General features: G+C 68.3%; 35 protein-coding genes and 1 tRNA gene. 33 read left to right on the forward strand and 3 right to left on the reverse strand.

Annotation, left to right across the window (positions count from 1 at the left end; translation table 11 throughout):
- The first annotated feature begins 156 nt into the window (after nucleotides 1-156).
- The 3 genes from KI388_RS12250 to KI388_RS12260 all read left to right on the forward strand — a co-directional run bounded on the left by KI388_RS12250 (nucleotide 157) and on the right by KI388_RS12260 (nucleotide 3,852).
- Nucleotides 157-960, forward strand: coding sequence for an aldolase (locus KI388_RS12250; RefSeq protein ID WP_215086896.1), 804 nt, complete (start codon nucleotides 157-159; stop codon nucleotides 958-960).
- Nucleotides 960-1,904 carry a class 1 fructose-bisphosphatase gene (locus tag KI388_RS12255; RefSeq protein WP_215086897.1) on the forward strand — a complete coding sequence of 315 codons (945 nt, stop codon included), beginning with the start codon at nucleotides 960-962 and terminating at the stop codon, nucleotides 1,902-1,904. The genes KI388_RS12250 and KI388_RS12255 overlap by 1 nt, the downstream gene beginning before the upstream one ends.
- 121 nt (nucleotides 1,905-2,025) lie before the next feature.
- The gene (locus KI388_RS12260) at nucleotides 2,026-3,852 is read left to right on the forward strand and encodes an acyl-CoA carboxylase subunit beta (RefSeq protein ID WP_215086898.1); all 1,827 of its coding nucleotides are present in this window, start codon (nucleotides 2,026-2,028) and stop codon (nucleotides 3,850-3,852) included.
- A gap of 8 nt (nucleotides 3,853-3,860) precedes the next feature.
- Here KI388_RS12260 and KI388_RS12265 read toward each other — a convergent pair whose 3' ends face one another.
- Complete coding sequence (locus KI388_RS12265; protein ID WP_215086899.1) at nucleotides 3,861-4,409, reverse strand: VTT domain-containing protein; 549 nt, start codon at nucleotides 4,407-4,409, stop codon at nucleotides 3,861-3,863.
- A 168-nt stretch (nucleotides 4,410-4,577) separates the two neighbouring features.
- Between KI388_RS12265 and KI388_RS12270 the strand changes: the two genes are divergently transcribed.
- The gene (locus KI388_RS12270) at nucleotides 4,578-5,105 is read left to right on the forward strand and encodes a redoxin domain-containing protein (protein ID WP_215086900.1); all 528 of its coding nucleotides are present in this window, start codon (nucleotides 4,578-4,580) and stop codon (nucleotides 5,103-5,105) included.
- Nucleotides 5,106-5,156: 51 nt separating this feature from the next.
- Complete coding sequence (gene gfo6 / locus KI388_RS12275; protein ID WP_215086901.1) at nucleotides 5,157-6,251, forward strand: D-xylose 1-dehydrogenase Gfo6; 1,095 nt, start codon at nucleotides 5,157-5,159, stop codon at nucleotides 6,249-6,251.
- A 24-nt stretch (nucleotides 6,252-6,275) separates the two neighbouring features.
- Here gfo6 and KI388_RS12280 read toward each other — a convergent pair whose 3' ends face one another.
- Nucleotides 6,276-7,118, reverse strand: coding sequence for an aldo/keto reductase (locus KI388_RS12280; RefSeq protein ID WP_215086902.1), 843 nt, complete (start codon nucleotides 7,116-7,118; stop codon nucleotides 6,276-6,278).
- A 754-nt stretch (nucleotides 7,119-7,872) separates the two neighbouring features.
- Nucleotides 7,873-7,943 (reverse strand) — tRNA-Gly (locus KI388_RS12285).
- A gap of 97 nt (nucleotides 7,944-8,040) precedes the next feature.
- Here KI388_RS12285 and KI388_RS12290 point away from each other — a divergent pair.
- The 28 genes from KI388_RS12290 to KI388_RS12425 all read left to right on the forward strand — a co-directional run bounded on the left by KI388_RS12290 (nucleotide 8,041) and on the right by KI388_RS12425 (nucleotide 24,570).
- Nucleotides 8,041-9,321, forward strand: coding sequence for a PQQ-dependent sugar dehydrogenase (locus KI388_RS12290; RefSeq protein WP_215086903.1), 1,281 nt, complete (start codon nucleotides 8,041-8,043; stop codon nucleotides 9,319-9,321).
- A gap of 168 nt (nucleotides 9,322-9,489) precedes the next feature.
- On the forward strand, nucleotides 9,490-10,356 hold the full coding sequence (locus KI388_RS12295; protein ID WP_215086904.1) for a putative RNA uridine N3 methyltransferase: 867 nt from the start codon (nucleotides 9,490-9,492) through the stop codon (nucleotides 10,354-10,356).
- Nucleotides 10,357-10,360: 4 nt separating this feature from the next.
- Entirely contained in the window at nucleotides 10,361-11,377 is a 1,017-nt protein-coding gene (locus tag KI388_RS12300; protein ID WP_008441092.1) for a 50S ribosomal protein L3, read from the forward strand.
- 3 nt (nucleotides 11,378-11,380) lie between these two features.
- Entirely contained in the window at nucleotides 11,381-12,127 is a 747-nt protein-coding gene (rpl4p, locus tag KI388_RS12305) for a 50S ribosomal protein L4 (RefSeq protein ID WP_215086905.1), read from the forward strand.
- Nucleotides 12,124-12,378, forward strand: a complete 255-nt coding sequence (locus KI388_RS12310; protein WP_215086906.1) for a 50S ribosomal protein L23 — start codon at nucleotides 12,124-12,126, stop codon at nucleotides 12,376-12,378. Before rpl4p ends, KI388_RS12310 begins: the two co-directional genes overlap by 4 nt.
- Nucleotide 12,379: 1 nt before the next feature.
- Nucleotides 12,380-13,102, forward strand: a complete 723-nt coding sequence (locus tag KI388_RS12315) for a 50S ribosomal protein L2 (RefSeq protein WP_215086907.1) — start codon at nucleotides 12,380-12,382, stop codon at nucleotides 13,100-13,102.
- On the forward strand, nucleotides 13,099-13,524 hold the full coding sequence (locus tag KI388_RS12320) for a 30S ribosomal protein S19 (RefSeq protein ID WP_215086908.1): 426 nt from the start codon (nucleotides 13,099-13,101) through the stop codon (nucleotides 13,522-13,524). Before KI388_RS12315 ends, KI388_RS12320 begins: the two co-directional genes overlap by 4 nt.
- Before the next feature lie 3 nt (nucleotides 13,525-13,527).
- A complete protein-coding gene (locus tag KI388_RS12325; protein ID WP_006630129.1) occupies nucleotides 13,528-13,992 on the forward strand; it encodes a 50S ribosomal protein L22 in 465 nt (154 codons plus the stop codon).
- Nucleotides 13,992-14,933 (forward strand): 30S ribosomal protein S3, encoded by a 942-nt coding sequence (locus KI388_RS12330; protein ID WP_215086909.1) that lies wholly within the window; start codon nucleotides 13,992-13,994, stop codon nucleotides 14,931-14,933. The genes KI388_RS12325 and KI388_RS12330 overlap by 1 nt, the downstream gene beginning before the upstream one ends.
- The gene (gene rpmC / locus KI388_RS12335) at nucleotides 14,934-15,149 is read left to right on the forward strand and encodes a 50S ribosomal protein L29 (RefSeq protein ID WP_149797584.1); all 216 of its coding nucleotides are present in this window, start codon (nucleotides 14,934-14,936) and stop codon (nucleotides 15,147-15,149) included.
- Between the two features lies 1 nt (nucleotide 15,150).
- On the forward strand, nucleotides 15,151-15,609 hold the full coding sequence (locus KI388_RS12340; RefSeq protein WP_215086910.1) for a ribonuclease P protein component 1: 459 nt from the start codon (nucleotides 15,151-15,153) through the stop codon (nucleotides 15,607-15,609).
- On the forward strand, nucleotides 15,600-15,944 hold the full coding sequence (locus tag KI388_RS12345) for a 30S ribosomal protein S17 (protein WP_215086911.1): 345 nt from the start codon (nucleotides 15,600-15,602) through the stop codon (nucleotides 15,942-15,944). Before KI388_RS12340 ends, KI388_RS12345 begins: the two co-directional genes overlap by 10 nt.
- Nucleotides 15,944-16,342: a 50S ribosomal protein L14 gene (locus KI388_RS12350; RefSeq protein WP_004597429.1), complete on the forward strand. Its 399-nt coding sequence runs from the start codon at nucleotides 15,944-15,946 to the stop codon at nucleotides 16,340-16,342. Before KI388_RS12345 ends, KI388_RS12350 begins: the two co-directional genes overlap by 1 nt.
- A gap of 2 nt (nucleotides 16,343-16,344) precedes the next feature.
- Nucleotides 16,345-16,701: a 50S ribosomal protein L24 gene (gene rplX / locus KI388_RS12355; RefSeq protein ID WP_215086912.1), complete on the forward strand. Its 357-nt coding sequence runs from the start codon at nucleotides 16,345-16,347 to the stop codon at nucleotides 16,699-16,701.
- Nucleotides 16,698-17,417: a 30S ribosomal protein S4e gene (locus KI388_RS12360; RefSeq protein WP_215086913.1), complete on the forward strand. Its 720-nt coding sequence runs from the start codon at nucleotides 16,698-16,700 to the stop codon at nucleotides 17,415-17,417. Before rplX ends, KI388_RS12360 begins: the two co-directional genes overlap by 4 nt.
- Nucleotides 17,410-17,934 carry a 50S ribosomal protein L5 gene (locus KI388_RS12365; RefSeq protein ID WP_092920474.1) on the forward strand — a complete coding sequence of 175 codons (525 nt, stop codon included), beginning with the start codon at nucleotides 17,410-17,412 and terminating at the stop codon, nucleotides 17,932-17,934. The genes KI388_RS12360 and KI388_RS12365 overlap by 8 nt, the downstream gene beginning before the upstream one ends.
- A complete protein-coding gene (locus tag KI388_RS12370) occupies nucleotides 17,931-18,104 on the forward strand; it encodes a 30S ribosomal protein S14 (protein WP_004597423.1) in 174 nt (57 codons plus the stop codon). The genes KI388_RS12365 and KI388_RS12370 overlap by 4 nt, the downstream gene beginning before the upstream one ends.
- 2 nt (nucleotides 18,105-18,106) lie before the next feature.
- Entirely contained in the window at nucleotides 18,107-18,499 is a 393-nt protein-coding gene (locus KI388_RS12375; RefSeq protein ID WP_215086914.1) for a 30S ribosomal protein S8, read from the forward strand.
- Between the two features lie 2 nt (nucleotides 18,500-18,501).
- Nucleotides 18,502-19,035, forward strand: coding sequence for a 50S ribosomal protein L6 (locus KI388_RS12380; RefSeq protein WP_215086915.1), 534 nt, complete (start codon nucleotides 18,502-18,504; stop codon nucleotides 19,033-19,035).
- A gap of 3 nt (nucleotides 19,036-19,038) precedes the next feature.
- Nucleotides 19,039-19,749, forward strand: a complete 711-nt coding sequence (locus KI388_RS12385; protein ID WP_215086916.1) for a 50S ribosomal protein L32e — start codon at nucleotides 19,039-19,041, stop codon at nucleotides 19,747-19,749.
- Nucleotides 19,742-20,203 carry a 50S ribosomal protein L19e gene (locus KI388_RS12390; protein WP_215086917.1) on the forward strand — a complete coding sequence of 154 codons (462 nt, stop codon included), beginning with the start codon at nucleotides 19,742-19,744 and terminating at the stop codon, nucleotides 20,201-20,203. Before KI388_RS12385 ends, KI388_RS12390 begins: the two co-directional genes overlap by 8 nt.
- Nucleotides 20,203-20,760, forward strand: coding sequence for a 50S ribosomal protein L18 (locus KI388_RS12395; RefSeq protein ID WP_121563056.1), 558 nt, complete (start codon nucleotides 20,203-20,205; stop codon nucleotides 20,758-20,760). Before KI388_RS12390 ends, KI388_RS12395 begins: the two co-directional genes overlap by 1 nt.
- On the forward strand, nucleotides 20,753-21,400 hold the full coding sequence (locus KI388_RS12400; RefSeq protein ID WP_215086918.1) for a 30S ribosomal protein S5: 648 nt from the start codon (nucleotides 20,753-20,755) through the stop codon (nucleotides 21,398-21,400). The genes KI388_RS12395 and KI388_RS12400 overlap by 8 nt, the downstream gene beginning before the upstream one ends.
- Nucleotides 21,400-21,864 (forward strand): 50S ribosomal protein L30, encoded by a 465-nt coding sequence (locus KI388_RS12405; protein WP_215086919.1) that lies wholly within the window; start codon nucleotides 21,400-21,402, stop codon nucleotides 21,862-21,864. The genes KI388_RS12400 and KI388_RS12405 overlap by 1 nt, the downstream gene beginning before the upstream one ends.
- Nucleotides 21,861-22,358, forward strand: a complete 498-nt coding sequence (locus tag KI388_RS12410) for an uL15m family ribosomal protein (RefSeq protein ID WP_215086920.1) — start codon at nucleotides 21,861-21,863, stop codon at nucleotides 22,356-22,358. Before KI388_RS12405 ends, KI388_RS12410 begins: the two co-directional genes overlap by 4 nt.
- 1 nt (nucleotide 22,359) lies before the next feature.
- Nucleotides 22,360-23,856 carry a preprotein translocase subunit SecY gene (gene secY / locus KI388_RS12415; RefSeq protein WP_215086921.1) on the forward strand — a complete coding sequence of 499 codons (1,497 nt, stop codon included), beginning with the start codon at nucleotides 22,360-22,362 and terminating at the stop codon, nucleotides 23,854-23,856.
- Nucleotides 23,857-24,019: 163 nt separating this feature from the next.
- Nucleotides 24,020-24,172 (forward strand): hypothetical protein, encoded by a 153-nt coding sequence (locus KI388_RS12420; RefSeq protein WP_006114452.1) that lies wholly within the window; start codon nucleotides 24,020-24,022, stop codon nucleotides 24,170-24,172.
- Nucleotides 24,169-24,570 (forward strand): PIN domain-containing protein, encoded by a 402-nt coding sequence (locus tag KI388_RS12425; protein ID WP_215086922.1) that lies wholly within the window; start codon nucleotides 24,169-24,171, stop codon nucleotides 24,568-24,570. Before KI388_RS12420 ends, KI388_RS12425 begins: the two co-directional genes overlap by 4 nt.
- Nucleotides 24,571-24,832: the final 262 nt, after the last annotated feature.

Raw genomic sequence — 24,832 nt, forward strand, 5'->3', positions numbered from 1 at the left:
TTCTGCCAGAACAAATTAACAATCTGAGTAGTAATTAGTTTTCGTAATCAAACCCGCTATATTTGACTCAGAAGCTCCTCAAACGCTGTTTTAGTTTCTTTACGCCCAGTAGATCTACCACAGCCCTTTTTACGTATGTAACTGAACTACGAACCGATGCTTCCTCACGCCGCCGACGACATCTCGCGCGACGGTAAGTCGCTCATCCTCGCGTACGACCACGGGCTCGAACACGGGCCGGTCGACTTCGAGCCGAACCCGGCCACCGCCGACCCCGAGCGGGTGTTCGAGCTCGCCACCCACGACGCGGTCACCGCGCTGGCGGTCCAGAAGGGGGTAGCCGAGGCGCACTACCCCGACTACGAGGACGACGTGAACCTGCTGTTGAAGCTGAACGGCACCTCGAACCTCTGGATGGGCGAGCCGGACAGCCCCGTCAACTGCTCGGCCGAGTACGCCGCCGGGCTGGGTGCCGACGCGATCGGATTCACCCTCTACGGCGGGTCGAACCACGAGGTCGAGATGGCCGAGGAGTTCCGCGAGGCACAGGAGACGGCCCGCGAACACGGCATGGGCGTCGTCATGTGGTCGTACCCGCGCGGACAGGGAGTCAAAAACGACACCAGTCCGGACACCATCTCCTACGCGGCCCGGCTCGGGCTCGAACTCGGGGCCGACCTCGTGAAGGTGAAGTACCCCGGCTCCGCCGAGGCGATGGGCGAGGCCGTCCGCATGGCCGGCCCCACCGAGGTGGTGATGTCCGGCGGGACGATGCGCGACGACGTCGCCTTCCTCCGGAACGTCTCCGACGCCATCGACGCCGGCGCCCGCGGGCTCGCGGTCGGTCGCAACGTCTTCCAGCGGGACCACCCCGAGCGCATCCTCGACGCGCTGGAGGCGGTCGTCTTCGAGGAGGCGGACCCCGACGCGGCGCTCGCGGCCGCCGAGAGCGCGGACTGATGCCCGGACCCGACTCCGCGCCGGACGCCCGCGCGCTCCCCGACGGCGGCGCCGAGGGCAACCCGACCGTCGCGGCCGTCTTCGACGCGGTCGCGGCGACGGCCCCCGAGATCCGCGCCGCGCTCCCCGGCCGCCGCGTCGAGAGCGGGACGGAGAACGCCTCCGGCGAGCGCGTCATGGCCGGCGACCTCTACGCCGACGAACTGCTCGGGGAGGCGATCACCGCGGTCGACGGCGTCGGCTCGTTCGTCAGCGAGGAGCGCGAGGCGGCCGTCGACGCGGGCGGCGCGGTCGGAAGCGGTCCGGGCGACGCCTACGCGGTCGCGATCGACCCCCTCGACGGCTCCTCGAACCTCCGGTCGAACAACGCGATGGGGACCGTCGTCGGGGTGTACGACGCCCCGCTGCCCGCGAGCGGCCGCGACCTCGTCGCCGCCGGGTACGTCCTCTACGGCCCGATAACGACCATGGTCGTCGCGGACGACGGCGGCGTCCGGGAAGAGGTCGTCACGCGGGACGGCGACGGCGGCGTCGACAGGTCCGTCGTGGAGGCAGACCTGACGCTCCCGGACACGCCGACCGTCTACGGGTTCGGCGGACGCGTCCCCGACTGGCCGACGGAGTTCCGCGCGTACGCCCGGGCGGTCGAAGACGACCTGAAGCTCCGCTACGGCGGCGCGATGGTCGGTGACGTGAACCAGGTGCTCACCTACGGCGGGGTGTTCGCGTACCCCGCGCTCCGGAGCGCGCCGGCCGGGAAGCTCCGCCTCCAGTTCGAGGCGAACCCGATCGCGTACGTCGTCGAGCGCGCGGGCGGCGCCTCCTCGGACGGGTCCGGGTCGATCCTCGACGTCGACGCCGAGGCGGTCCACCAGCGCACGCCGCTGTACGTCGGCAACGAGGCGCTGATCGAGCGGCTGGAAGCGGCCGTCGACGCGGACTGAGGGCGGACCGGGACGGCGGGAGCCGCGCCGCGGTCCGGACCGGGGACCCCTCGCGCCGCGTCCCCCGCCCCGCCGATCCCGCATGGAAAACTGTTTAGGATCGACCGCAAATCTTGCGTCCATGAGAGTCCACGTCGGCGCGGCGGCGACCCCCGAGGAGGCCGAGGCGATCGCGAAGTCGCTGGCGGAACACCTCGGCGTCGACGTCGACGTCCACGTCGAGGGCGAGGAGGCCCCGGTCGCGAGCGCCGAGCCGCCCGAGCCGAGCTACTCGCTCGACGACGACCTCGGCCCCACGGAACGCGAGCGCGACCTCCGGGCGGAGATCGACGACATCCTTCAGGGCGGCCCGGAGAAGTACCGCGACCGGCTCTCGGAGCAGGGGAAGCTGTTCGTCCGCGACCGCCTCGACCTCTGGTTCGGCGGCGAAGGCGGGACCCGCGGCGCCGGCGACGCGAGCGCGGCCGACGGCGACCCCGCGGGCGTGAAGTTCGAGGACGGGAAGTTCGCCGCGTTCGACGACTGGCACCCGAACGCGCCCGGACGCGGCGGCGACGCGGACGAGGACGGAGAGAGCGACGAGGCAGGCGGCGACCGCCTCCCGGGCGACGGCCTGCTCACGGGCGCCGCCGAGTTCGAAGGGCGCGACGTCCACTTCATGGCCAACGACTTCACCGTGAAGGCGGGGTCGATGGCGTCGAAGGGCGTCGAGAAGTTCCTCCGGATGCAACAGCGGGCGCTGAAGACGGGGAACCCCGTCCTCTACCTGATGGACTCCTCCGGCGGCCGGATCGACCAGCAGACCGGCTTCTTCGCCAACCGTGAGGGGATCGGGAAGTACTACTACAACCACTCGATGCTGTCCGGCGCGGTGCCGCAGATCTGCGTGCTGTACGGGCCGTGCATCGCCGGCGCCGCCTACACGCCCGTCTTCGCGGACTTCACCGTGATGGTCGAGGGGATGTCCGCGATGGCGATCGCCTCCCCGCGGATGGTGGAGATGGTCACCGGCGAGGAGATAGCGATGGACGACCTCGGCGGGCCGCGGGTCCACGCCGAGGAGTCCGGCTCCGCCGACCTCGTCGCGCGCGACGAGGAGCACGCCCGCGAACTCGTCGCGGACCTGATCGGCTTCCTCCCGGACCAGGCCGGCGAGAAGCCGCCGAGACGCGAGACGGTGCCGCCGAAGTACTCGCCCGACGGGATCGACGAGCTGATCCCGGAGTCCCCGAACCGCCCGTACGACGTTTACGACCTGCTCGACCGGATCGCGGACGCCGACTCCGTGTTCGAGCTGAAGGAGGGGTACGGCCCGGAGATCGTCACGGCGTTCTGCCGTATCGACGGCCGGCCGGTCGGCGTCGTCGCCAACCAGCCGACGGAGCGGTCGGGCGCCATCTTCCCGGACGCGGCGGAGAAGGCCGCGGAGTTCATCTGGACCTGTGACGCCTACGATATCCCCCTGTTGTACCTCTGTGACACGCCCGGCTTCATGGCCGGGTCGGGGGTCGAGAAGGACGCGATCCTAGAGAAGGGGAAGAAGATGATCTACGCCACCTCCTCCGCGACGGTCCCGAAACAGACCGTCGTCGTCCGGAAGGCGTACGGCGCGGGCATCTACGCGATGGGCGGGCCCGCTTACGACCCCGAGAGCGTGATCGGGTTACCCTCCGGCGAGATAGGGATCATGGGACCGGAAGCGGCGATCAACGCCGTCTACGCGCGGAAGCTGGCCGAGATCGACGACCCAGAGGAGCGCGCGGCCGAGGAGGCGCGGCTGCGCGAGGAGTACCGCGAGGGGATCGACGTCCACCGGATGGCCAGCGAGGTCGTCATCGACGAGATAGTTCCCCCCTCCGACCTCCGCGCCGAACTGGCCGCCCGGTTCGACTTCTACGAGGACGTTCAGAAGGATCTGCCGGACAAAAAGCACGGGACGGTCCTCTAACCACGGGACTACAGCGCCGCGACCGCCTCGGCGCCGAGGAATCCGAGCGCGCCGCCGAACCCGAGCGCCACCGCGACGCCGATCGCGAGCAGCGCGCCGACGTACGCGGCGGAGCCGACCAGCGACGCGGCGGCGAACCGCGGCGCGGAGACGGACGAGGCGTTCGCGGTCGGGACCGCGAGCCACCCGCGCGTACCGGGGACCGCGTTCGAGGCCGCGACCGCGGGTAGGCCCCATCGGTCGAACCAGCGACCCGCGCCGTCGAGCCGTCCCTCCCCTATCGGGACCACCGCGAGCGACGTGGGGTCCGCGTCGAACCGGCGAACCGCCGCGAAGACGGCGGACTGGCCGACGGTCGCGCCGACGACCGCCGCGGCGAACACCGGGAGGACCGCGACCGCCTCGACGCCGACCGCGACGACCGCGGCGACGAACAGCGTTCGCGCCGGAAGCACCTTCCCGACGAGGGCGCCCTCCAGCGCGAACACGACGAAGACCGCGACGGCGCCGTAGCTGTCGACGAAGGCGAGCGCGGTCTCCGCGTGGGGTCCGATCACGGCTCACTTCCGCGGCCCACGGGTAAAACTCCCACCGAGGCGGCTGCTGACACGCGACAGGGAACCTGTTACCCCCGTTTCGTGTCCCTCCGGGATTCGCGACCCCGCAGCTCCGGGGGTGGAAACCCCGGGAGTGGATATTTACCGTCAACGCCCGCACCTGACCCCATGATAGACGTCGGCGCCACCGCTCCCGACTTCATCGCCCCGGCGGTCACCGGCGGGACGGCGAGCGAACTGGCGCTGTTCCGGCTCGTCGAGTCGCACGACGCCGTCGTCCTCTGCACCGCGCCCGCGGCGTTCGTGCCGACCTGTACCGCCGCGTTCGCCGCGGTCCGCGACGCGGGGTGGGGCGACCGCGACGACCTCGCCGTCGTCGCGCTCACCGGCGACTCGCTGTACGCCGGGTTCGCGTACGCCGACCGGTTCGACCTCCCCTTCCCGGTCGTCTCCGACTTCCGCGGGGGCGTCGCGGACTCGTACGACCTGCTCGTCGACTCGTGGGAGGGCCACTCGGACGCGCCGCGCCGCGCGACGGTCGTGATCGACGGCGACTGGACCGTCCGGTTCGCGGCGGCGACGGACGACGCGCTCGACCGCGCCGACCCCGCCCCCGTCCAGCGCGCGACCGAGGCGCTCCGAGCGGTCGGCGTCGACGCCGACCGCCCGCGGGTGGAGTACGACGGCGACTGGTGACGCCCGTCCCCGTCGCCGGGGTTATTTGACCGCCCCCGCAGAGGGTCCGACATGGAAGCCGCCCTCGCGGAGTACCTCGACAAGTTCGCGCGCCGGGACTGGGAGACGCTCGACCCGGACGCGGTCACCGACCCGGTCCGCGTCGCGGTCGTCGGCCTCGGCTGGTTCGCCCGCGAGTGGGCGCTGCCCGGGATCGACCGGTCCGCGTACACCGAGGCGACCGTCGTCACCGACGTCGACGCCGACGCGGTCGAGGCGGTCGCCGCCGAGCGCGGCCTCACCGGCGTCACGCCCGACGAGTTCCGCTCCGGCGCCGTCGCTGACGAGTACGACGCCGTCTACGTCGCGACGCCCAACGCGACCCACCTGGAGTACGTCGAGGCCGCCGCGGCGCAGGGGAAGGCCGTCCTCTGTGAGAAGCCCCTCGAATCGACCGTCGACCGCGCCCGCCGGCTCGCGGCCGCGTGCGACGAGGCGGGCGTCCCCCTGATGGTCGGCTACCGGATGCAGACCGACCCCGCCGTCCGGCGGCTCCGCGACCTCGTCGACGCGGGCGTCGCCGGCGACGTGGTCGGCGTCCACGCGACGATGACCCAGACGATGCTCGGGGAGCTTGGAAGCGACACGGACCAGTGGCGGCTCGACCCGGCGCTGTCGGGCGGCTGCGCCGTCATGGATCTGGGGGTCTACCCGCTCAACACGACGCGGTTCGCGCTCGGGGAGGACCCCGTCCGGGTCTCCGGGCGGACCCGGTCGGAGCACGAGGCGTTCGCCGCCGTCGACGAGCACGCCACGTTCCGGCTGGAGTTCCCGGGCGACGTCGACGCGCTGTGTACGGTGAGCCAGAACGCACAGCACGCGAGCCGGCTGGAGGTCACCGGGACCGACGCCCGGCTGATTCTCGACCCCGCCTTCTACGAGCGCGAGGACCGCGGGTTCGCGGTCGTCCGCGACGGCACCCGGGTCGACGTCGAGTTCGAGCAGGTCCACCAGACCGAAGCGGAGTTCGCCTACTTCGGCCACCAGCTGCTGGCGGGCGAGCCGTTCCACCCGGACGGCGAACACGCCCTCACCGACATGCGCGCGCTCGCCGGAATCTACGAGTCGGCCGAGAGCGGGCGCCCCGTCGCGCTCGACGACGACTGAGGTGCCCTCGGTGGCGCGAGACCGCTACTGTTCGATCCCGTACACGTCGCTCGTCCAGTCGCGTGCGGGAGTGTCGTACACCGGCGCGTCGCGGTCGCGCCCGTCGAGCCGCCGCCGGTCGTCGTCGTCGAGTTCCCAGTCGAGGTCGGCGTTGGCCCGGACGTGCTCCGGGGTCGACGAGCGCGGCAGGGGGACGACGCCGCGGTCGACCGCCCACCGGATCACGACCTGTGCGGGGTGTCTGTCGTACTTCTCGGCCAGTTCGGCCACGACCTCGTCGTCGAACACGTCGGTCCGCGCGAGCGGCGCCGCGGCCTCGACGACGGTGTCGGTCCCGCGACAGTAGTCGACGAGGTCCGGGCGCTGGAACCACGGGTGGAACTCGATCTGGTTCACCGCGATCGGCACGTCGGAGACGTGATGCGCACAGCTCAGCTGGTAGGCGCTGAAGTTCGAGACGCCGACGTCGCGGACGAGTCCCCGGTCGCGGAGCTCCGCCATCGCCCGCAGCGTCTCGCGCAGCGAGATGGCGGGGTTCGGCCAGTGGATCAGGTATAAATCGAGGTAGTCGGTACCGAGCCGGTCGAGCGACGCCTCGCACGATTCGATCACCGACTCGTAGTTGAGGTTCTTCGCGAGCACCTTCGAGGTGAGGAAGACGTCGTCGCGGTCGACGTCGCTCGTCGCGACGGCCTCTCCGACCGCCGCCTCGTTGTGGTACCCCTCCGCGGTGTCGACGTGCGCGTAGCCGGCGTCGAGCGCCGCCCGCACGCTGTCGACCGTCTCCCCGTCGTCGAGGTCGTACGTCCCCAGTCCGAGCCCCGGTAGCTCCGCGCCGCTCGGGAGCGTCTTCGTTGGTACGGTCACACCGGCGTGGTTCGCCGGATCACCGATTGAAAGTACCGGTCGGGGAACCCGCCACCGTCGCGGTTCGCCGCGGCCGAGTACGGTATTTAAACAGCAGGCGCAGTTTTCCGACCGCTTATAAATGAACTGCGGCGGCGCGTGCCTGCGAGGCCGCTCTGCGGTCGAGCCGCGAGGGACCGAAGGTCCCTCTGGAAGCCGGCGCTTCGCGCCGGCGACAGCACGCGCGAGGGAGTCAGTCGCCGGAGCGAAGCGGAGGCGACTGACGAGGCTGGGGAGGCGTGAGGTGCGGGGCGGTGCTGTGCGGGGCGGGACTCAAAGGGGCAGTCGCGAGGACGAAGCACGGCGCAGTAAGCACCGCAGGAACGAGCGAAGCGAGTGACGAGGAGCGCAACAAGCCGCGCGAGTCCTCGCGGCTGGGGCTTTGGAGGTGTTGCCCGCCGATCTGCCGCCAGTTTATAAACTACTGATCACGTACAAATTTCTCGGAGATTTTGCTCACTTCGTTCGCAAAATGCACCGGCCGAGACTCCCGTGAGAAGCGAGGGACCTTCGGTCCCTCTGGCAGCCGGCGCGTAGCGCCGGCGACGCAGCGAACGGGAGTCAGGCCGGGGAACGACTGAAAGGAGTGCACCGGCCGAGATTTGAACTCAGAATCAGACGTGCTCGCTCACGGCTCGCTTCGCTCGCCGTTCGCTGCGCGCGACTGATAGCGTTCAAATCTCTCTCGGTGATTTTGCTCACTTCGTTCGCAAAATGCACCGGCCGAGATTTGAACTCGGGTTGCAACCATGGCAAGGTTGCGTGATACCACTACACTACCGGTGCGTGCTTCGCATCCGATCGTAGCCCGGGTCAGAGATATAAGGGTTCCGAACGACGGTCGGCGGAAGGGTCATCGGTGCCGCGTCCACACCTGTGAACGATGACCGATCTCCCCGACCGCATCGACAGGCGCACCGCCCTCCGCGCGACGGGCGGCCTCGTCGGGATCACCTCCCTTTCCGCGTTCTCGGGCTGCCTCGGCGGTAGCGATGATGACGACACAGGCGGCGACGACGGATCCAGCGGATCCGGCGACGACGCCCCGCCGGATGACGGCGCCGACGTCGCGTACGACGTCGAGACCGTCGCCGAGGGGTTCGCGAATCCGTGGGGGCTCGCGTTCCTGCCCGACGACGGCCGCCTGCTCGCCACCGAACGCCCGGGGCGGCTCTCGCTCGTCGAGCCCGGCGACGGGACCGTCGAGGAGGTCGCGGGCGCGCCCGAGGTGTTCGCGGAGGGGCAGGGCGGGCTGCTCGACGTGGCAGTCCACCCCGACTACCCGGACGACCCGCGGGTTTACCTCACCTACGCGGCGGCGAACGGGGCTGGCGAGGCGGCGACGCACGTCGGGACCGGGCGGCTCTCGCTCGACGGCGACGGCGCGCCCGCGCTCGATGAATTCGAGCCGGTCCGCGTCGCGGAGCCGTTCCGCGACTCCGCGAACCACTTCGGGTCGCGGGCGGCGTTCGGTCCCGAGGGGTCGCTGTTCGTCACGGTCGGAGACCGGCGTGATACCGACTTCGGCCCCGACCACGTCTCGCAGGACCGCTCGAACGAACTGGGCGCGACGCTGCGGCTGACGCCCGACGGCGACGCCCACCCGGACAACCCCTTCGTCGACGACCCTGACGCGGCCGACGCGATCTACAGCTACGGCCACCGCAACCCGCAGGCGATGGCGGTGCGCCCGGAGACGGGGGCGATCTGGCAATGCGAGCACGGAGAGGAGGACGGCGACGAGGTCAACGTCGTCGAGCGCGGGGGTAACTACGGGTGGCCGGTCGCCAGCGAGGCGTGCCGCTACGGCACCGACGACCCCGTCGCGCCCGGCCACGACGAGCGGGACGACGCCGTCGCGCCGGTCCACTACTGGCCGTGCGGCTCCGGCGGCTTCCCGCCGAGCGGCGCGGTCTTCTACGACGGCGACGCGTTCCCGGAGTGGCGGGGGGACCTCCTCGCGGGCACACTCGCGGCGCAGTACCTCGGTCGGTTCACCGTCGACGGCGCGGGCGCCGCGGACGCGACCGCGACCGAGCGCGACCCGCTGCTCGACGGTCGGGGGTGGCGCGTCCGGGCGCTCGCGGTCGAACCGTCCACGGGACACCTCTACGTCGCCGTCGACGCGGGCGACGCGCCGGTCGTGCGGATCGTCCCGGCCTGAACCGATCGCGACCCGATCTGATCGCGCCGTCTACCCGTGTGATCGACTCTCTCGATCTCCGGGGGCCGAAACGCCCGCCAGTCCCCGTGTGAACGCGGCACAGCCGGGAATCCGGACCGCTATCCTTTTACGGTGGCGTCCGAAATCGAGGTGTACAGTCTCGCCACGATGCGTACCGAAGACGGGCTCACGATCTGTGTTCCGTCTTCGCTCGTCCGGGAGGCCGAGGACGACCGCGAGGCGACTCGCAAACTCGGCTACGTCGCCCGTGCGGCGGCGGTGTTCCGGGCGGATCGGCTCGTCGTCTTCCCAGACCGGGAGGGCGACGGGCGACGGGGCGGGGAGTACGTCCGCACCGTGCTGGGGTACGCCGCGACGCCGCCGGAGCTCCGGAAGGACCTCTGGGGGCAGCGCGACGAACTCCGGTACGTCGGTGTGCTCCCCCCGCTCCGCGTGCCGTGGCGGACCGGCTCGACCCCTAGCGGGGAAGAGTCGAAAACACAGGGACTCGTGACCGAGGTCGGACCTGAAGGCCGCGTCCGGGTCAATTCCCCGCTGCGGGAACACCCGATCTCCCTGCTCGTTCCCTCCGGAATGGAGGTCGAGCAGGGGGAGCGCGTCACCATCAGGGTCTCTTCGAGAGAACCGGTCCGCGCCCGCATCGCCGGGAAGCCCGAGGAGGGCTTCCAGGTCGTGGCCGCGGACCTGTCGGAAGCGCTCGCCGGCGACGGACTGGCCGTCGCGACGTCGCGACACGGAGAACCGCTCTCCGTCTCGCGGCTCGGCGACCTCGTCTCGGACGCCCGCGAGGCCGGCGGTTACACCGTCGCCTTCGGGGCGCCCGAGCGGGGGCTTCCGGAGATGCTCGGGCTTTCGCCCGACCGCATTCGGGCGGCCGTCGCCGACGGCCGCTCGGTCGAACCCGATCCGGGGTTCGACCTCTGGCTGAACACGATCCCGGCACAGGCGAGCGAGGTGGTCCGGACGGAGGAGGCTCTGTTCACGACTCTCGGCTCGCTCACACTCACGGAGTAAACACATGCCACAACCAAGCCGACCACGAAAAGGCTCGCTGGGCTACGGCCCGCGGACCCGCGCTGACAGCGAGGTGCCGCGCATCCGTTCGTGGCCAGAAGACGACGGGGCCCCTGCGCTGCAGGGATTCGCCGGCTACAAGGCCGGGATGACCCACGTCATGATGGTCAACGACGAGGCGAACTCGCCGCGTGAAGGGATGGAAGAGGCCGTCCCCGTCACCGTCGTCGAGACGCCGCAGATGTACGCCGTCGCCGTGCGCGCCTACGAGAACACGCCGTACGGACAGAAACCGGTCGAAGAGGTCTGGGCGACCGAGTTCCACGAGGAGCTCGACCGCGCGCTCGACCTGCCGGCCGAGGAAACATTCGAGGAGGACGCCGACGAGCTTCGCGCGCTGCTCGACGACGACGTCGTCGACGACGTGCGCGTCATCACGCACACGGCCCCCTCGGACCTCTCGAACGTCCCCAAAAAGAAGCCCGACGTCATGGAGACGCGCGTCGGCGGCGGCTCCTTAGAGGAGCGCGCCGACTTCGCGCTAGACCTCGTCGCTGAGGGCGGCGCCCACGAGTTCGGCGACGTCTTCCGCGCGGGCCAGTACACCGACGTCTCCGGCATCACGAAGGGGAAGGGGACGCAGGGTCCCGTCAAGCGCTGGGGCGTCCAGAAGCGGAAGGGCAAACACGCCCGTCAGGGATGGCGGCGCCGGATCGGCAACCTCGGTCCGTGGAACCCCTCCCGCGTCCGCTCCACCGTGCCCCAGCAGGGGCAGACCGGCTACCACCAGCGCACCGAGCTCAACAAGCGCCTCATCGACTTCGGCGAGGGCGACGACGCCTCCGTCGACGGCGGCTTCGTCAACTACGGCGAGGTCGACGGCGAGTACGCGCTGATCAAGGGCTCGCTGCCGGGACCGGACCAGCGCCTGCTTCGACTCCGCCCGGCCATCCGGCCGAACGACCAGCCGCGCCTCGACCCCGAGGTCCGGTACGTTTCCACCGAATCCAACCAGGGATAACCAATGAACGCAACAGTACACGACCTGGACGGCGACGAGGCGGGCAGCGTCGAGCTGCCGGCCGTCTTCGACACCGCGTTCCGACCGGACCTCATCGGTCGCGCGGTCGGCGCCGCTCAGGCCAACCGAAAGCAGGCCTACGGGGCAGACGAGTTCGCCGGGCTGCGGACGCCCGCCGAATCGTTCGGCTCCGGCCGCGGGCTCGCGCACGTGCCGCGTTCCGAGAATGTCGCCCGTCGCGTCCCGCACGCCGTGTCGGGCCGCGCCGCGCACCCGCCGAAGGCCGAGAAGGACCAGACGAAGAAACTGAACGACAAGGAGCGACAGTTCGCCATCCGGTCGGCCATCGCGGCCACGACCGACGCCGAGCTGGTCGCCGAGCGCGGCCACGCGTTCGACGACGACCTCGACCTCCCGCTCGTCGTGAGCGACGAGTTCGAGGACCTCAACAAGACCCAGGAGGCTCTGGGCGTGCTCGAAGCCGTCGGCGCCGACGCCGACATCGAACGCGCCGAGGAGGGCCGCTCCGTCCGCGCCGGACAGGGGAAGGCCCGCGGCCGCAAGTACCGTCAGCCGAAGTCCGTGCTCGTCGTCACCAGCGAGGAGCCGTCCCGCGCCGCCCGCAACCTAGCGGGCGTCGACGTCGCGACTGCCGCCGAGGTCAACGCGGAGGACCTCGCGCCGGGCGCGCACCCGGGCCGACTCACGCTGTGGACCGAAAGCGCCGTCTCGGAGGTGGCCGACCGATGAACTCGATCATCGAGCATCCGATCGTCACCGAGCAGGCGATGAACGAGATGGACTTCAACAACAAGCTGCTGTTCCTCGTCGACGTGGACGCGACCAAGCCGGAGATCAGCTCCGAGGTCGCGGAGCGCTACGACGTGGGCGTCGTCGGCGTCAACACACAGGTGACGCCGCAGGGCGAGAAGAAGGCGATCGTCACCCTGTCGGAAGACGACGACGCGACCGAAATCGCCTCGCGCATCGGGGTGTTCTGAGATGGGACGACGAATTCAAGGACAACGGCGCGGACGCGGCGGCCCGACGTTTCGGGCCCCCTCGCACCGTTACAAGGCGGAACTGTCGCACAAGAAGCTCGAAGACGTGGACACGATCACCGGCGAGATCGTCGGGATCGAACACGACCCGGCCCGCTCGGCCCCCCTCGCGGAGGTCGAGTTCGAGGACGACGACCGTCGGCTCGTGCTCGCGCCGGAAGGCGTGCGCGTGGGCGAGACGATTCAGGTCGGCGTCTCCGCGGAGATCAAGCCGGGCAACACGCTCCCGCTGGCGGAGATCCCCGAGGGCGTCCCGGTCTGTAACGTCGAGAGCAACCGCGGGGACGGCGGGAAGTTCGCGCGCGCCTCCGGCGTGTCCGCGACGCTCCTCACCCACGACCGCGACGTCGCGGTCGTCCAGCTTCCCAGCGGCGAAGTGAAGCGACTCGACCCGCAGTGCCGCGCCACGATCGGCGTGGTCGCGGGCGGCGGCCGGACGGAGAAGCCCTTCGTCAAGGCCGGCAACAAGCACCACAAGATGAAAGCGCGGGGGACCAAATACCCGCGCGTGCGCGGCGTCGCGATGAACGCCGTCGACCACCCCTTCGGTGGCGGTGGTCGCCAACACCCCGGCCAGCCGAAGTCCGTCTCGCGGAACGCCCCGCCGGGACGGAAGGTCGGTGACATCGCATCCAAGCGCACCGGACGAGGTAGCAACAAATGAGTTCAGATTACCGTACCGGCCGCGAGGGCAAGGAGTTCGCCTACCGCGGTCACTCGCTCGACGAGCTGCAGGAGATGGACGTAGACGAGGTCGCGGAACTGCTCCCCGCACGCCAGCGGCGAAGCATCGTTCGCGGACTCAGCACCGAACAGCAGAAGCTGCTGGAGACGGTGCGGAGCCGCGACAAGGAGACGACGGCGGACGACCCGATCCGGACGCACCTGCGCGACATGCCGATCCTGCCGGAGTTCGTCGGCGTCACCTTCTCCGTGTACAACGGACACAGCTTCGAGCGCGTCCAGGTCGAGCCCGAGATGATCGGGCACTACCTCGGTGAGTTCCACCTCACGCGAAGCACCGTCGAACACGGTCAGGCCGGCATCGGCGCGACCCGGTCCTCGAAGTTCGTGCCCCTCAAGTAACCCATGGGAATCAACTACAGCGTCGAGGCCGACCCGGAGACCACCGCCAAGGGGATGCTCCGCGACCGGCCCATCAGCGTGAAGGACAGCAAGGAGATCTCCCGAGAGATCAAAGGCGAGACGGTCGCCGACGCGGAGGAGTTCCTCCACGAAGTGATCGACGAGGAGACCTCGGTGCCGATGCGCCAGCACAACGCCGGCGCGGGCCACCGCTCCGACATCGACGGCTGGGACGCGGGACGGTACCCCGAGAAGGCCGCCAAGGACTTCCTCAAGCTCTTGGAGAACGTCAAGAACAACGCCGACGAACAGGGGTTCGACGGCGAGGAGATGGTCATCAAACACGTCGCGCCCCACAAGGTCGGGGAACGGCCCGGCCGGAACCCCCGCGCCGCGGGCGCGACGGAGTGGAACACCACCCTCGCGGACGTCGAACTGATCATCGAGGAGCCGGAGGCTGACAACTAATGGCTGACGAACACCAATTCATCGAGGACGGCCTTCGCCGTTCCCAGATCAACGAGTTCTTTGCGGACGAGCTCGGCCGCGCCGGCTACGGCGGGATGGACGTGGCCCAGACGCCGATGGGCACACAGATCGTCTTAAAGGCCGAAAAGCCCGGCATGGTGATCGGGAAGGGCGGGAAGAACATCCGCAAGATCACCACCGAGCTCGAGGACCGCTTCGACATGGACGACCCGCAGATCGACGTTCAGGAGGTCGACGAGCCGGACCTGAACGCCCAGATCGTTGCGGACCGTCTCGCGAACGCCTTAGAACGCGGCTGGTACTTCCGGAAGGCCGGTCACACGACGATCGACCGGATCATGGACGCGGGCGCGCTGGGCGCCGAGATCGTCCTGTCCGGGAAGGTCACCGGCGCGCGTTCGCGCGTCGAGAAGTTCAACCGCGGCTACATCAAGCACAACGGCGAGCCGGCGGAGGAGGTCGTCGACCACGGCCAGGGCGTCGCCGTCATGAAGCTCGGGACGATCGGCGTCAACGTGAAGATCATCCCGCCGGGCGCGACGCTCCCGGACGACTTCGAGGTCCGCGAGGACGCCGAGGTGCCGGAGGTCGAGCAGGCGGCGGCCGCCGGCGACGACGAGGGCGTCGAGGCCCTCCTCGAGGAGGAGCCGGAGGAGGTCCCCGACGTGGGCGACGACGAGGACGTCGACCTCCCCGACGAGGACCCCGCGGAGGTCATCGACGAGGAGGTCGTCGAAGAGGTCGTCGAGGAGACGCAGGACACGGCCGCCGAGGCGACCGACGTCGCCGCGGAGGAGCCGGTCGACGAGGACGTCGAGGCGGACGAGCTCGACGAGCTCGACGAAGAGATCGAATCCGAGGCGGCCGACCTCGTCGCGGAGATGGAGGCGGCCGACGAGGAAGACGAGGAGGACGAGTAAATGGCGATCCTCTACACCGACGAGATCCGCGACATGACCGCGGCGGAGCGGGAGGTCGAACTCGAGGAGCTCGAGACCGAGCTGCTCAACTCGAAGGCGCAGCGGGCGGCCGGCGGCATGCCGGAGAGCCCGGGGCGCGTCAACGAGCTGAAGAAGACCATCGCGCGGATCAAGACGATTCAGGCGGAAGAAGGCGACTTCGACGAGGAACAGTGAGATGATCTCCCCCGACACACTCGTTCGACACGAACTCCTCGGCCTCCCGGTTCGGGTGGTCGACGCCGACAGCGACGCCCGCGTGGGCATCGCCGGTCGCGTGCTCGACGAGACGTTCGGCACCCTCGTGGTCCGGACGGGGTCGGGGGACAAGCGCGTGCCCAAGTCGGGCGCGACGTTCGAGTTCGGCGTCGTCGAGACGCCGACCGCTCGCACAGATGAAGCCGCCGGCGACGGGCAGTCGCCGGGGTCCGCGTCCCAACTCGGGTCGGATACTACGGGGGTTCGCCCCCGTCAGTCTGGCCCGTCCGGGTCCACAAGCGCCGTCGACGGTGACTGCGCGGGTCCGGCGAGCCGACGAGGCGAGTGCAAAGACGCGGTCTACGCGACGGTGGATGGCGATCGGTTGCGACATCGGCCCGCCGAACGCACCGAACGAGGTGCCACACAATGGCGATAGGAATCGACGTACCCACGCCTCCGGAGCCAGACAACCCGGAGGATTACGACTACGAGAAGTGCCCGTTCTACGGGCAGCTCTCCGTCCGCGGCCAGACCCGCGAGGGGACGGTCGTGTCGACGGATATGGCAAAGACCGTCATCGTCGAGCGAGAGTACGACGTGTTCGTACCGAAATACGACCGGTACATGAAGCGTCGCTCGCGCATCCCGGCCCACGTGCCGGGCGTGCTCGACTCGCTCGAAGTCGGTGACGAAGTGAAAATCGCGGAGACGCGACCGCTCTCGAAGACGAAGTCCCACGTCGTCGTCGAGAACCTGTCGGGTGATCTGTGATGGAGGCGCTCAAGGCCGACGTCACGCAGGGGCTCTCGAAGGGCTCGCTGATCACGTGCGCCGACAACACCGGCGCCCGTGAGCTGAAGGTGATCTCCGTGTCGGGCTACTCCGGCACGAAGAACCGCCACCCGAAGGCAGGTATCGGCGACAAGGTGACCGTCTCGGTCACGAAAGGGACCCCGGAGATGCGGCGGCAGGTGCTGGAGGCGGTCGTCGTCCGCCAGCGCAAGCCGATCCGCCGTCCGGACGGCACGCGCGTGAAGTTCGAGGACAACGCGGCCGTCATCATCGACGACCTCGAGGAGCCGCGGGGCACGGAGATCAAAGGCCCCGTCGCCCGCGAGGTCGCCGAACGGTTCGGGAGCATCGCCTCGACCGCGACGATGATCGTCTAACTATGACGAAACAGCCACGCAAACAGCGAAAACGGTCGGAGACCGCGCCGCTCCACGAGCGGCAGAATCAGGTCCGGGCCACCCTCACCGAGGATCTCCGCGAGGAGTACGGACAGCGGAACGTCCGCGTCAACGCCGGCGACACCGTCGAGGTGCTTCGCGGCGACGCGGCCGGCACGGAGGCGGAGGTCGTCTCCGTCGACCTGTCCGCCGAGCGGATCACGGTCGAGGGCGTCACCGTCGAGAAGGCGGACGGGGAGGAGGTTCCCCGCCCCATCCCGGCGAGCAACGTCCGGGTGACCGAACTGGACCTGGAAGACGAGCGCCGCGAGGCGCGGCTCCAGGAGGATAACGAATGACGCGACACCAGAAGCGACTGTCAGTACCGAACTCCTGGCCGGTCGAGCGCAAGACGGACACGTTCACGGTGAAGGCGGGCGCGGGCCCGCACGGCGAGGCGGGCGTTCCGCTCGTCGTCCTGCTGCGGGACGTGCTCGGCTACGTCGACTCGACGAAGGAGGCGCGCTACGCGCTGAACAACGACTCGATCCTCGTCAACGGGGACGCAATCTCGGACGAGCAGCGTCCGATCGGGATGTTCGACATCCTGGCGTTCCCCGAGCGCGGGGAGTTCTTCCGCGTCTTCCCCGACGAGGGCGGTCGGCTCGCGCTGACCCCCGTCGACGAGGAGGCCGCGGGCAGCCGGCTCGGGAAGATCACGAACAAGACCGTCGTCCCCGGCGGGGTCGTCCAGCTGACGCTCCACGACGGGACGAACGTCCGCGTCGACGACGACGCGGACTACGACACGAACGACTCGATCGTCGTCGACAACGAGACGAAGGAGATCGTCGCCCACTTCGAGTACGAGGAGGGCGCCTTAGTCACCGCCGTCGCCGGCCAGCACGCCGGCCAGATCGGCGAGATCGACGACATCGACGTGACGCTCGGCTCCGGAGACAACACCGTGACCGTCGCAAGCGAGGACGGCGGCTACGAGACGGTCGAGGAGTACGTCGTCGTGATCGACGAGAACTTCACGGACGACGACGAGGCGGGTGATTCGGATGAGTGAAGCCGAAAGCGCCGACCACGAGATGCGCGAGCCGTACCTCGAGAAGGTCGTCGTCCACATGGGCGTCGGGCAGGGCGGTGAACCCCTCGCCGACGCCGAGGAGATCATCGAGGAGATCACGGGCCAGCAGTCGGTCCGGACCACCTCGAAGCGCACCATCGCCGAGTTCGGGATCCGCAAGGGCGACCCGATCGGCGTGAAGGTGACGCTGCGGGGCGAGGACGCGCACGCGTTCCTCGAGACCGCGCTGGAGCTGGTCGAGATCGGCCGGAGCCAGTTCGACGACACGGGTAACCTCAGCTTCGGGGTCGAGGACCACACCGACTTCCCGAGCCAGGAGTACGATCCCAACACCGGGATCTACGGCCTCGACGTGACGACGACGATCGTCCGTCCCGGCTACCGCGTCTCGAAGCGCGACAAGGCGACGGGGACCATCCCCGCTCGCCACCGGATGACAGCCGAGGACGCGGCCGCGTTCCTCGAAACGAACTTCGATGTCGAGGTAACCGAATGAGCGAAGCGAACAACGACACGGGCGAGCACGCCGCGAAGCGCACCGACTCCCGGCACACGTGCCGGCGGTGCGACCGCGAGCAGGGACTCGTCGGCAAGTACGACATCAACCTCTGCCGGCAGTGCTTCCGCGAGGTCGCCCGAGACATGGGATTCGAGAAGTACAGCTGATCATGACGGGAAACGATCCATTCACCAACGCGCTCGCCGGCATGGACAACGCCGAGAGCGTTGGCCACCTGTCGTACACGGTAGAGCCCGCTTCGAACATCATCGGCTCCGTCCTCGAGGTCCTCTACGACCGCGGGTACGTCGGCGGCTTCGAGTACGTCGACGACGGGAAGGCCGGGAAGTTCGAGGTCGAACTGAAAGGCGCGATCAACGAGTGTGGCGCCGTCAAGCCCCGCTACTCGGCGGGTGCGGACGAGTTCGAGAAGTGGGAGAAGCGATACCTCCCCGCCCGTGACTACGGGACCCTCATCGTCACGACGAGCCACGGCGTCATGAGCCACTACGAGGCCCGCGAGGAGGGCATCGGCGGCCAAGTGATCGCATACGTCTACTAACAATGAACAGAGTCGAAATCGAGATTCCGGACGACGTCTCCGCCGAGACCGATCACCTCGAACTCACCGTCGAGGGGCCTAACGGGAGCGTCACGCGACGCCTCTGGTACCCCGACATCGACGTTTCCGTCGACGACGGCGCGGTGGTCATCACCGCTGAGAACGAGGACGCGAAGACCAACGCCACGGTCGGCACCTTCGAGAGCCACGTCGCCAACATGATCCACGGCGTCACCGAGGGCTGGGAGTACGCGATGGAAGTGTACTACGCCCACTTCCCGATGCAGGTGACCGTGGAGGGCGACGAGGTCGTCATCGAGAACTTCCTCGGAGAGAGCGCCGCGCGGCGCACCCCGATCCGCGGAGACACGGACGTACAGGTCGACGGCGAGACGGTCACGCTCTCGGGCTCCGACAAGGAGGCCGTCGGGCAGACCGCCGCCGACATCGAGCAGCTGACGAAGGTGACCGACAAGGACACGCGCGTCTTCCAAGACGGCGTGTACATCGTCGAGAAACCCACCGGAGGTGCCTAACCGATGGCAGACGAACTGGAAGACATCAGCGGTGTCGGTCCCTCGAAGGCGGACGCCCTTCGCGAGGCCGGCTACGAGACGGTCGAGGACGTGAAGGCCGCCTCCCAGTCGGAGCTCTCCGAGGTCGACGGCGTCGGCAACGCGCTCGCAGCGCGTATCAAGGCCGACGTCGGCGGGCTGGAGGTCGACGAGGAGGCGGACGCGGAGATCGAAGACGAGACGGACGAGGAGGAGGCGGCCGACGAGGCCGACGCCGACGAGACCGTCGAGACGGAGCTTCGCCCCCGCGGTCACGCCGACAAGACGCCGGAACTGGACGACGAAACCGCTCGCGCGCTCGCACAGAAGCACCGCGAGGGGAAACCGCAGTTCAACCGGCAGGACTACCACAAGAAAAAGCGGATCCCGACGTCGTGGCGCAAGCCGCGCGGCGGGCTCTCCAAACAGCGCCGCCGCATGAACTCGAAGGGACCGGTCGTCGAGGCCGGCTTCCGTTCGCCCACGGCGTCGCGCGACCTGCACCCGAGCGGCTTCGAGGAGGTCCGCGTTCACAACACGGACGACCTCGAGGGCGTCGACGGCGACACGCAGGCGGTGCGTATCGCCTCGAAGGTCGGCGGTCGCAAGCGCGAACTGATCGAAGACGAGGCGGAGGAGCGCGAGATCCGCGTGCTGAACCCGACCTACGTCGAAGTGGAGGTCGACGATGAGTGACCTGAAAGCACAAAAGCGGCTCGCGGCGGACGAGCTAGACGTCGGCAAGCGCCGCGTCTGGCTCGACCCCGACGCACAGGAGGAGATCGAGGACGCCATCACGCGAGAGGACGTCCGCGAACTCATCGAACAGGGAACGATCCGCGCGAAAGACGAGAAGACGAACTCGCGCGGTCGCGCCCGCGAGCGCGCCGACAAGCGCTCGTACGGGCATCAGTCGGGCGCCGGTACCCGGAAGGGTCGCTCCGGCGCGCGGCAGGACACGAAAGACGACTGGAAGGCGCGCATCCGCGCACAGCGGGCCCGCCTGAAGGAGCTTCGCGACGAGGAAGACGTACTCGACGCCTCCGAGTACCGCACGCTTTACAACAAGGCGAGCGGCGGAGACTTCGAGGACGTCGCCCGTCTCGAGGCGTACATTCGGACGCAGTACGGTTACGAGGTGACGGACTAATGGCGACAGGACCACGATACAAGGTGCCGATGCGGCGCCGCCGCGAGGTCCGGACGGATTACCATCAGAGGTTGCGCCTGCTGAAATCGGGCAAGCCTCGCCTGGTCGCCCGGGTGAGCAACGCTCACGTCAGGGCGCAGCTGGTGACCCCCGGACCCGACGGCGACGAGACCCACGCGGCCGCCTCCAGCGAGGAGCTCGGCGAGTACGGCTGGGACGCCCCCACGGGCAACCTCCCCAGCGCGTACCTCACCGGCTTCCTCGCGGGCGCCCGCGCCGTCGACGCCGGCCTCGACGAGGCCGTCCTCGACATCGGGCTCAACACGGCGACGCCCGGCAACAAGACGTTCGCGGTACAGGAAGGAGCGATCGACGCGGGTCTCGAGATCCCGCACAACGACGACGTGCTGGCCGACTGGTCGCGCACGCGCGGCGAGCACATCGCCGACTACGCCGAGCAGCTCGACGAGCCGCTGTACAGCGGCGAGTTCGACGCCAGCGAGCTACCCGAGCACTTCGACGACGTGCTCGCGACAATTCAGGAGGACCATGAGTAGACACAACGACGGCTGGGAACCGCGGACGCGACTCGGCCGCAAGGTACAGGACGGCGACATCACGTCGATGGAACAGGCGCTCGACTCCGGCCTCCCGCTGAAGGAGGCGGAGATCGTCGACCAGCTCCTCCCGGGGCTGGAAGACGAGGTGCTGGACATCAACATGGTCCAGCGCATGACCGACTCGGGCCGCCGCGTGAAGTTCCGCTGCGTGGTCGCCGTGGGCAACCGCGACGGCTACCTCGGCTACGCCCAGGCCCGGGACGACCAGGTCGGCGGCGCGATCCAGAAGGCGATCGACGTCGCGAAGCTGAACATCATCTCGGTCGACCGCGGCTCCGGTTCTTGGGAGGACCAGCCCGGCGGCACTAACTCCCTGACCCGCACGGCGACGGGGAAGGCCGGCTCCGTCACCGTCGAGATCAAGCCCGCCCCGCAGGGGCTGGGCCTCGCGGCCGCGGAGACGGTCCGCAACATCTTGGAGCTCGCCGGCGTCGAGGACGCCTGGACGAACTCCGACGGAAACACCCGTACGACGGTGAACCTCGCGAAGGCGACGTTCAACGCCTTAGAGAACGCGGCGCAGTCGCGTACGCCGCAGCACGCGCGCGAAGTCCACTACGACGAGGTGAGCGAGTGATGCAGGCGATCGTCCAGCTCCGCGGCGACGTCAACCTCGACTACGGCGTCGAGGACACGCTCGACATGCTGAACGTCGGGCGCGTCAACCACGCGACGTTCGTCCCCGAGACGGACTCGTACCGCGGCATGATCACCAAGGTCAATGACGTCGTCGCGTTCGGGGAACCGAGCGTCGAGGCCGTCGCGCGAACGATCGCGCGGCGCGGCGAGCCGCTGGAAGGCTCCGCCGACGTCGACGACGAGTGGATCGACGACAACACCGACTACGCCGACCTGGAGGCGCTGGCCGAGGCGCTCGTCGACGAGGAGACGACCCTGCGCGATCAGGGCCTCTCCCCGACGCTCCGGCTCCACGCGCCCCGCGGCGGTCACGAGGGAATTAAACACCCCGTGATCGAGGGCGGCGAACTCGGGAAACACGACACCGAGGAGATCGACAGTCTCCTGGAGGCGATGCGATGACGAGCAAGAAACGTCGACAGCGCGGGTCCCGTACCCACGGCGGTGGCACGCACAAGAACCGGCGCGGCGCCGGGCACCGCGGCGGCCGCGGCGCGGCCGGCCGCGCGAAACACGAGTACCACAACTACGGTCCGCTCGGCAAGCACGGGTTCAAGCGCCCCGAGGACGCTCAGACCGAGGTTCTCGAAGTGAAAGTCCAGAAGCTCGACGAGGACGCGGCGCTGTACGCCGCGGACGACCTCGCCGAGGAGGACGGCGACGCGTACGTGTTCGACGCGCGCGACGTCGTCGAGGACGGCCACGAGGCGGACGTCGTGAAGGTGCTCGGCGGCGGACAGGTCCGCCGCGAGCTCCACGTCACGGCGGACGCGTTCACCGCCGGTGCGGTCGAACTCATCGAGGAGGCCGGCGGCGAGGCGACGCTCTCCGAGCGCGCCGAAGAGCCCGCTGACGAACCGGAAAACACTTCCGACGACGAGAACGACGAGGCGTAATATGAGCTGGAAGGAGGCCGCCGAACCGGTGCTCTCGCGGATGCCCGTCGTGGAGCGACCCGCGGGACACGTCCCGTTCAAGCGGAAGCTTATGTGGACGGCAGGGATCCTGATCGTCTACTTCTTCCTGACCAACATCAACCCGTTCGGGTTGGATGTGGGTCAGAGCTCCGACTTCTTCGGGCAGTTCCGGTCGGTGCTTGCCGGGTCGTCAGGGTCGCTGTTACAGGTCGGTATCGGACCGATCGTCACGGCGTCCATCGTCCTCCAGCTGCTGGGCGGTGCGAACCTCCTCGGGCTCGACACGGAGAACGATCCGCGCGATCAGGTCCTCTACCAAGGGCTCCAGAAGCTGCTGGTGATCATCGTCTCGGCGCTGACGGCGGCGCCGATGGTGTTCACCGGTGGCTTCCTTCCGGCCGATCCCGCGGTCGCGGAGGCGCTCACCAAGGCGGGGATCCCGATGGGAACCTTCGGCGTACAGGTGCTGATCTTCGCGCAGATCTTCGTCGGTGGCGTCCTCATCTTGTTCATGGACGAGATCGTGAGCAAGTGGGGCGTCGGTTCCGGCGTCGGGCTGTTCATCATCGCGTCGGTGAGCCAGCAGATCGTCGGCGGCTTCTTCAGCTTCTCCGCGCTCGGCAGACCCGGCTTCTTCGCGAGTTGGTACGGCGTCATCGTCGGTGACGTGCCGGCCTCGCTGTCGCCGTTCACCGCGGAGGGACTCCAGAACCTGCTGTTCGATCCGGGGAACATTCTGGCGCTTTTCACCACGGTGTTCATCTTCGGGATCGTCGTGTACGCGGAGTCGGTCCGCGTCGAGATCCCGCTGTCGCACGCCCGCGTGAAGGGCGCTCGCGGACGCTTCCCCGTGAAGCTCATCTACGCGTCCGTCCTGCCGATGATCCTCGTTCGCGCGCTACAGGCGAACATCCAGTTCCTCGGCCAGATCCTCTCCTCGCAGTGGGCGGGGATGCCTGCCTTCCTCGGTACTTACAGTAACCAAGGCCAGCCCATCAGCGGGCTGTTCTACTACCTGAACCCCATTCAGAGCCGCGACCAGTGGATGTGGTTCCTGGGCGAGATCCCGGCGTCCGTCGAACCGTGGATGATCGCGATCCGGCTCGGCGTCGACCTAACGTTCATGATCGTCGGCGGCGCCATCTTCGCGATCTTCTGGGTCGAGACCACCGGCATGGGACCGGAGGCGACCGCGAAGCAGATCCAGAACTCCGGGATGCAGATCCCCGGGTTCCGCCGGAACCCGCAGGTCGTCGAGAAGGTCATGGAGCGGTACATCCCACAGGTGACCGTCATCGGCGGCGCCCTCGTTGGGCTGCTCGCCGTGATGGCGAACCTGCTCGGCACCATCGGCCAGGTCTCCGGAACCGGACTGCTGCTTGCGGTCTCTATCACGTACAAGCTGTACGAGGAGATAGCCGAAGAGCAGCTGATGGAGATGCATCCGATGATGCGCCAGATGTTCGGAAACGAGTAGCGAACATCGACACTTTTTATATTCTTTTTTTGACCCTGAGTGGCTGCTCTCTCCTCAGTTGTCTTTCATCTGGGGGTGATCGGCGTAAATTCGAGTAGTACCCCATTACCACGGATAACGGGACCACCAGTAGTCTTTTGCGAGTCGGTGGGCAAAGTTCGGTATGAGTCTCACTTCGGACGACTTCGAGGAGTTCGTTTCCTCGGACCCCGATGATGACGAGACGGTCCCGCTCGGACAGGCACTCTCAGAGCTGGGACTCGACGTCGAGGTTGACTCCGTCGAGGCCGTTCGTGACGTCCGCGAACGGTTATGAGAGTACTCCTAGACACTAACGTTCTCGTCGCAGCAGTTACTCGGGATACCGATCGGTCTGATGAAGCAATCGAACTGCTTGATCAAATTGACGACCCACTCGTTTCGGTTCTCAGCCTCATGGAACTACGGAGTGTTCTGAGCAAAAAGAAACGGTTCGAACGGGACCGAATCGATGCCATCGAGAACCGAGTTACCTCTCGTATGACCGTGACTTTTCCAGACGCCTCCGATATGATGGCGTCGAACCGCCTCCAATCGGAAAGTCTGTTGTACCCCATGGACGCGATGATCCTTTCGGCAGCCGACGCTGCCGACACAACCCTCGTCTCGTTCGATTCCGAATTGGTCAAGCACGGTGCGGAACTTCCTCAACAATTGCTCGACGAGGACGAGTGAATCGGGACACCACCGGCACGCGAAGGACGTGACCGGAATCGAGTTCACCGATCTCGAAGACCATATCGAGCGCTTCCCGAACGAGGTGCTCCAGATCAATGACAAACGATACTGCCAATGGACCCGCGCCCGAAGATCTGAACCATCCCGACACGCTCCGGATTACGATCTTTTCGGCCTATCTCATATTGTGTTCATAAATTAAATACAGCCAACTACTCATGCGCCAGATGTTCGGAAACGAGTAACCGCTTCCCGAACG

The sequence above is a fragment of the Halorubrum sp. 2020YC2 genome (assembly GCF_018623055.1).
Classification (GTDB): Archaea; Halobacteriota; Halobacteria; order Halobacteriales; family Haloferacaceae; genus Halorubrum.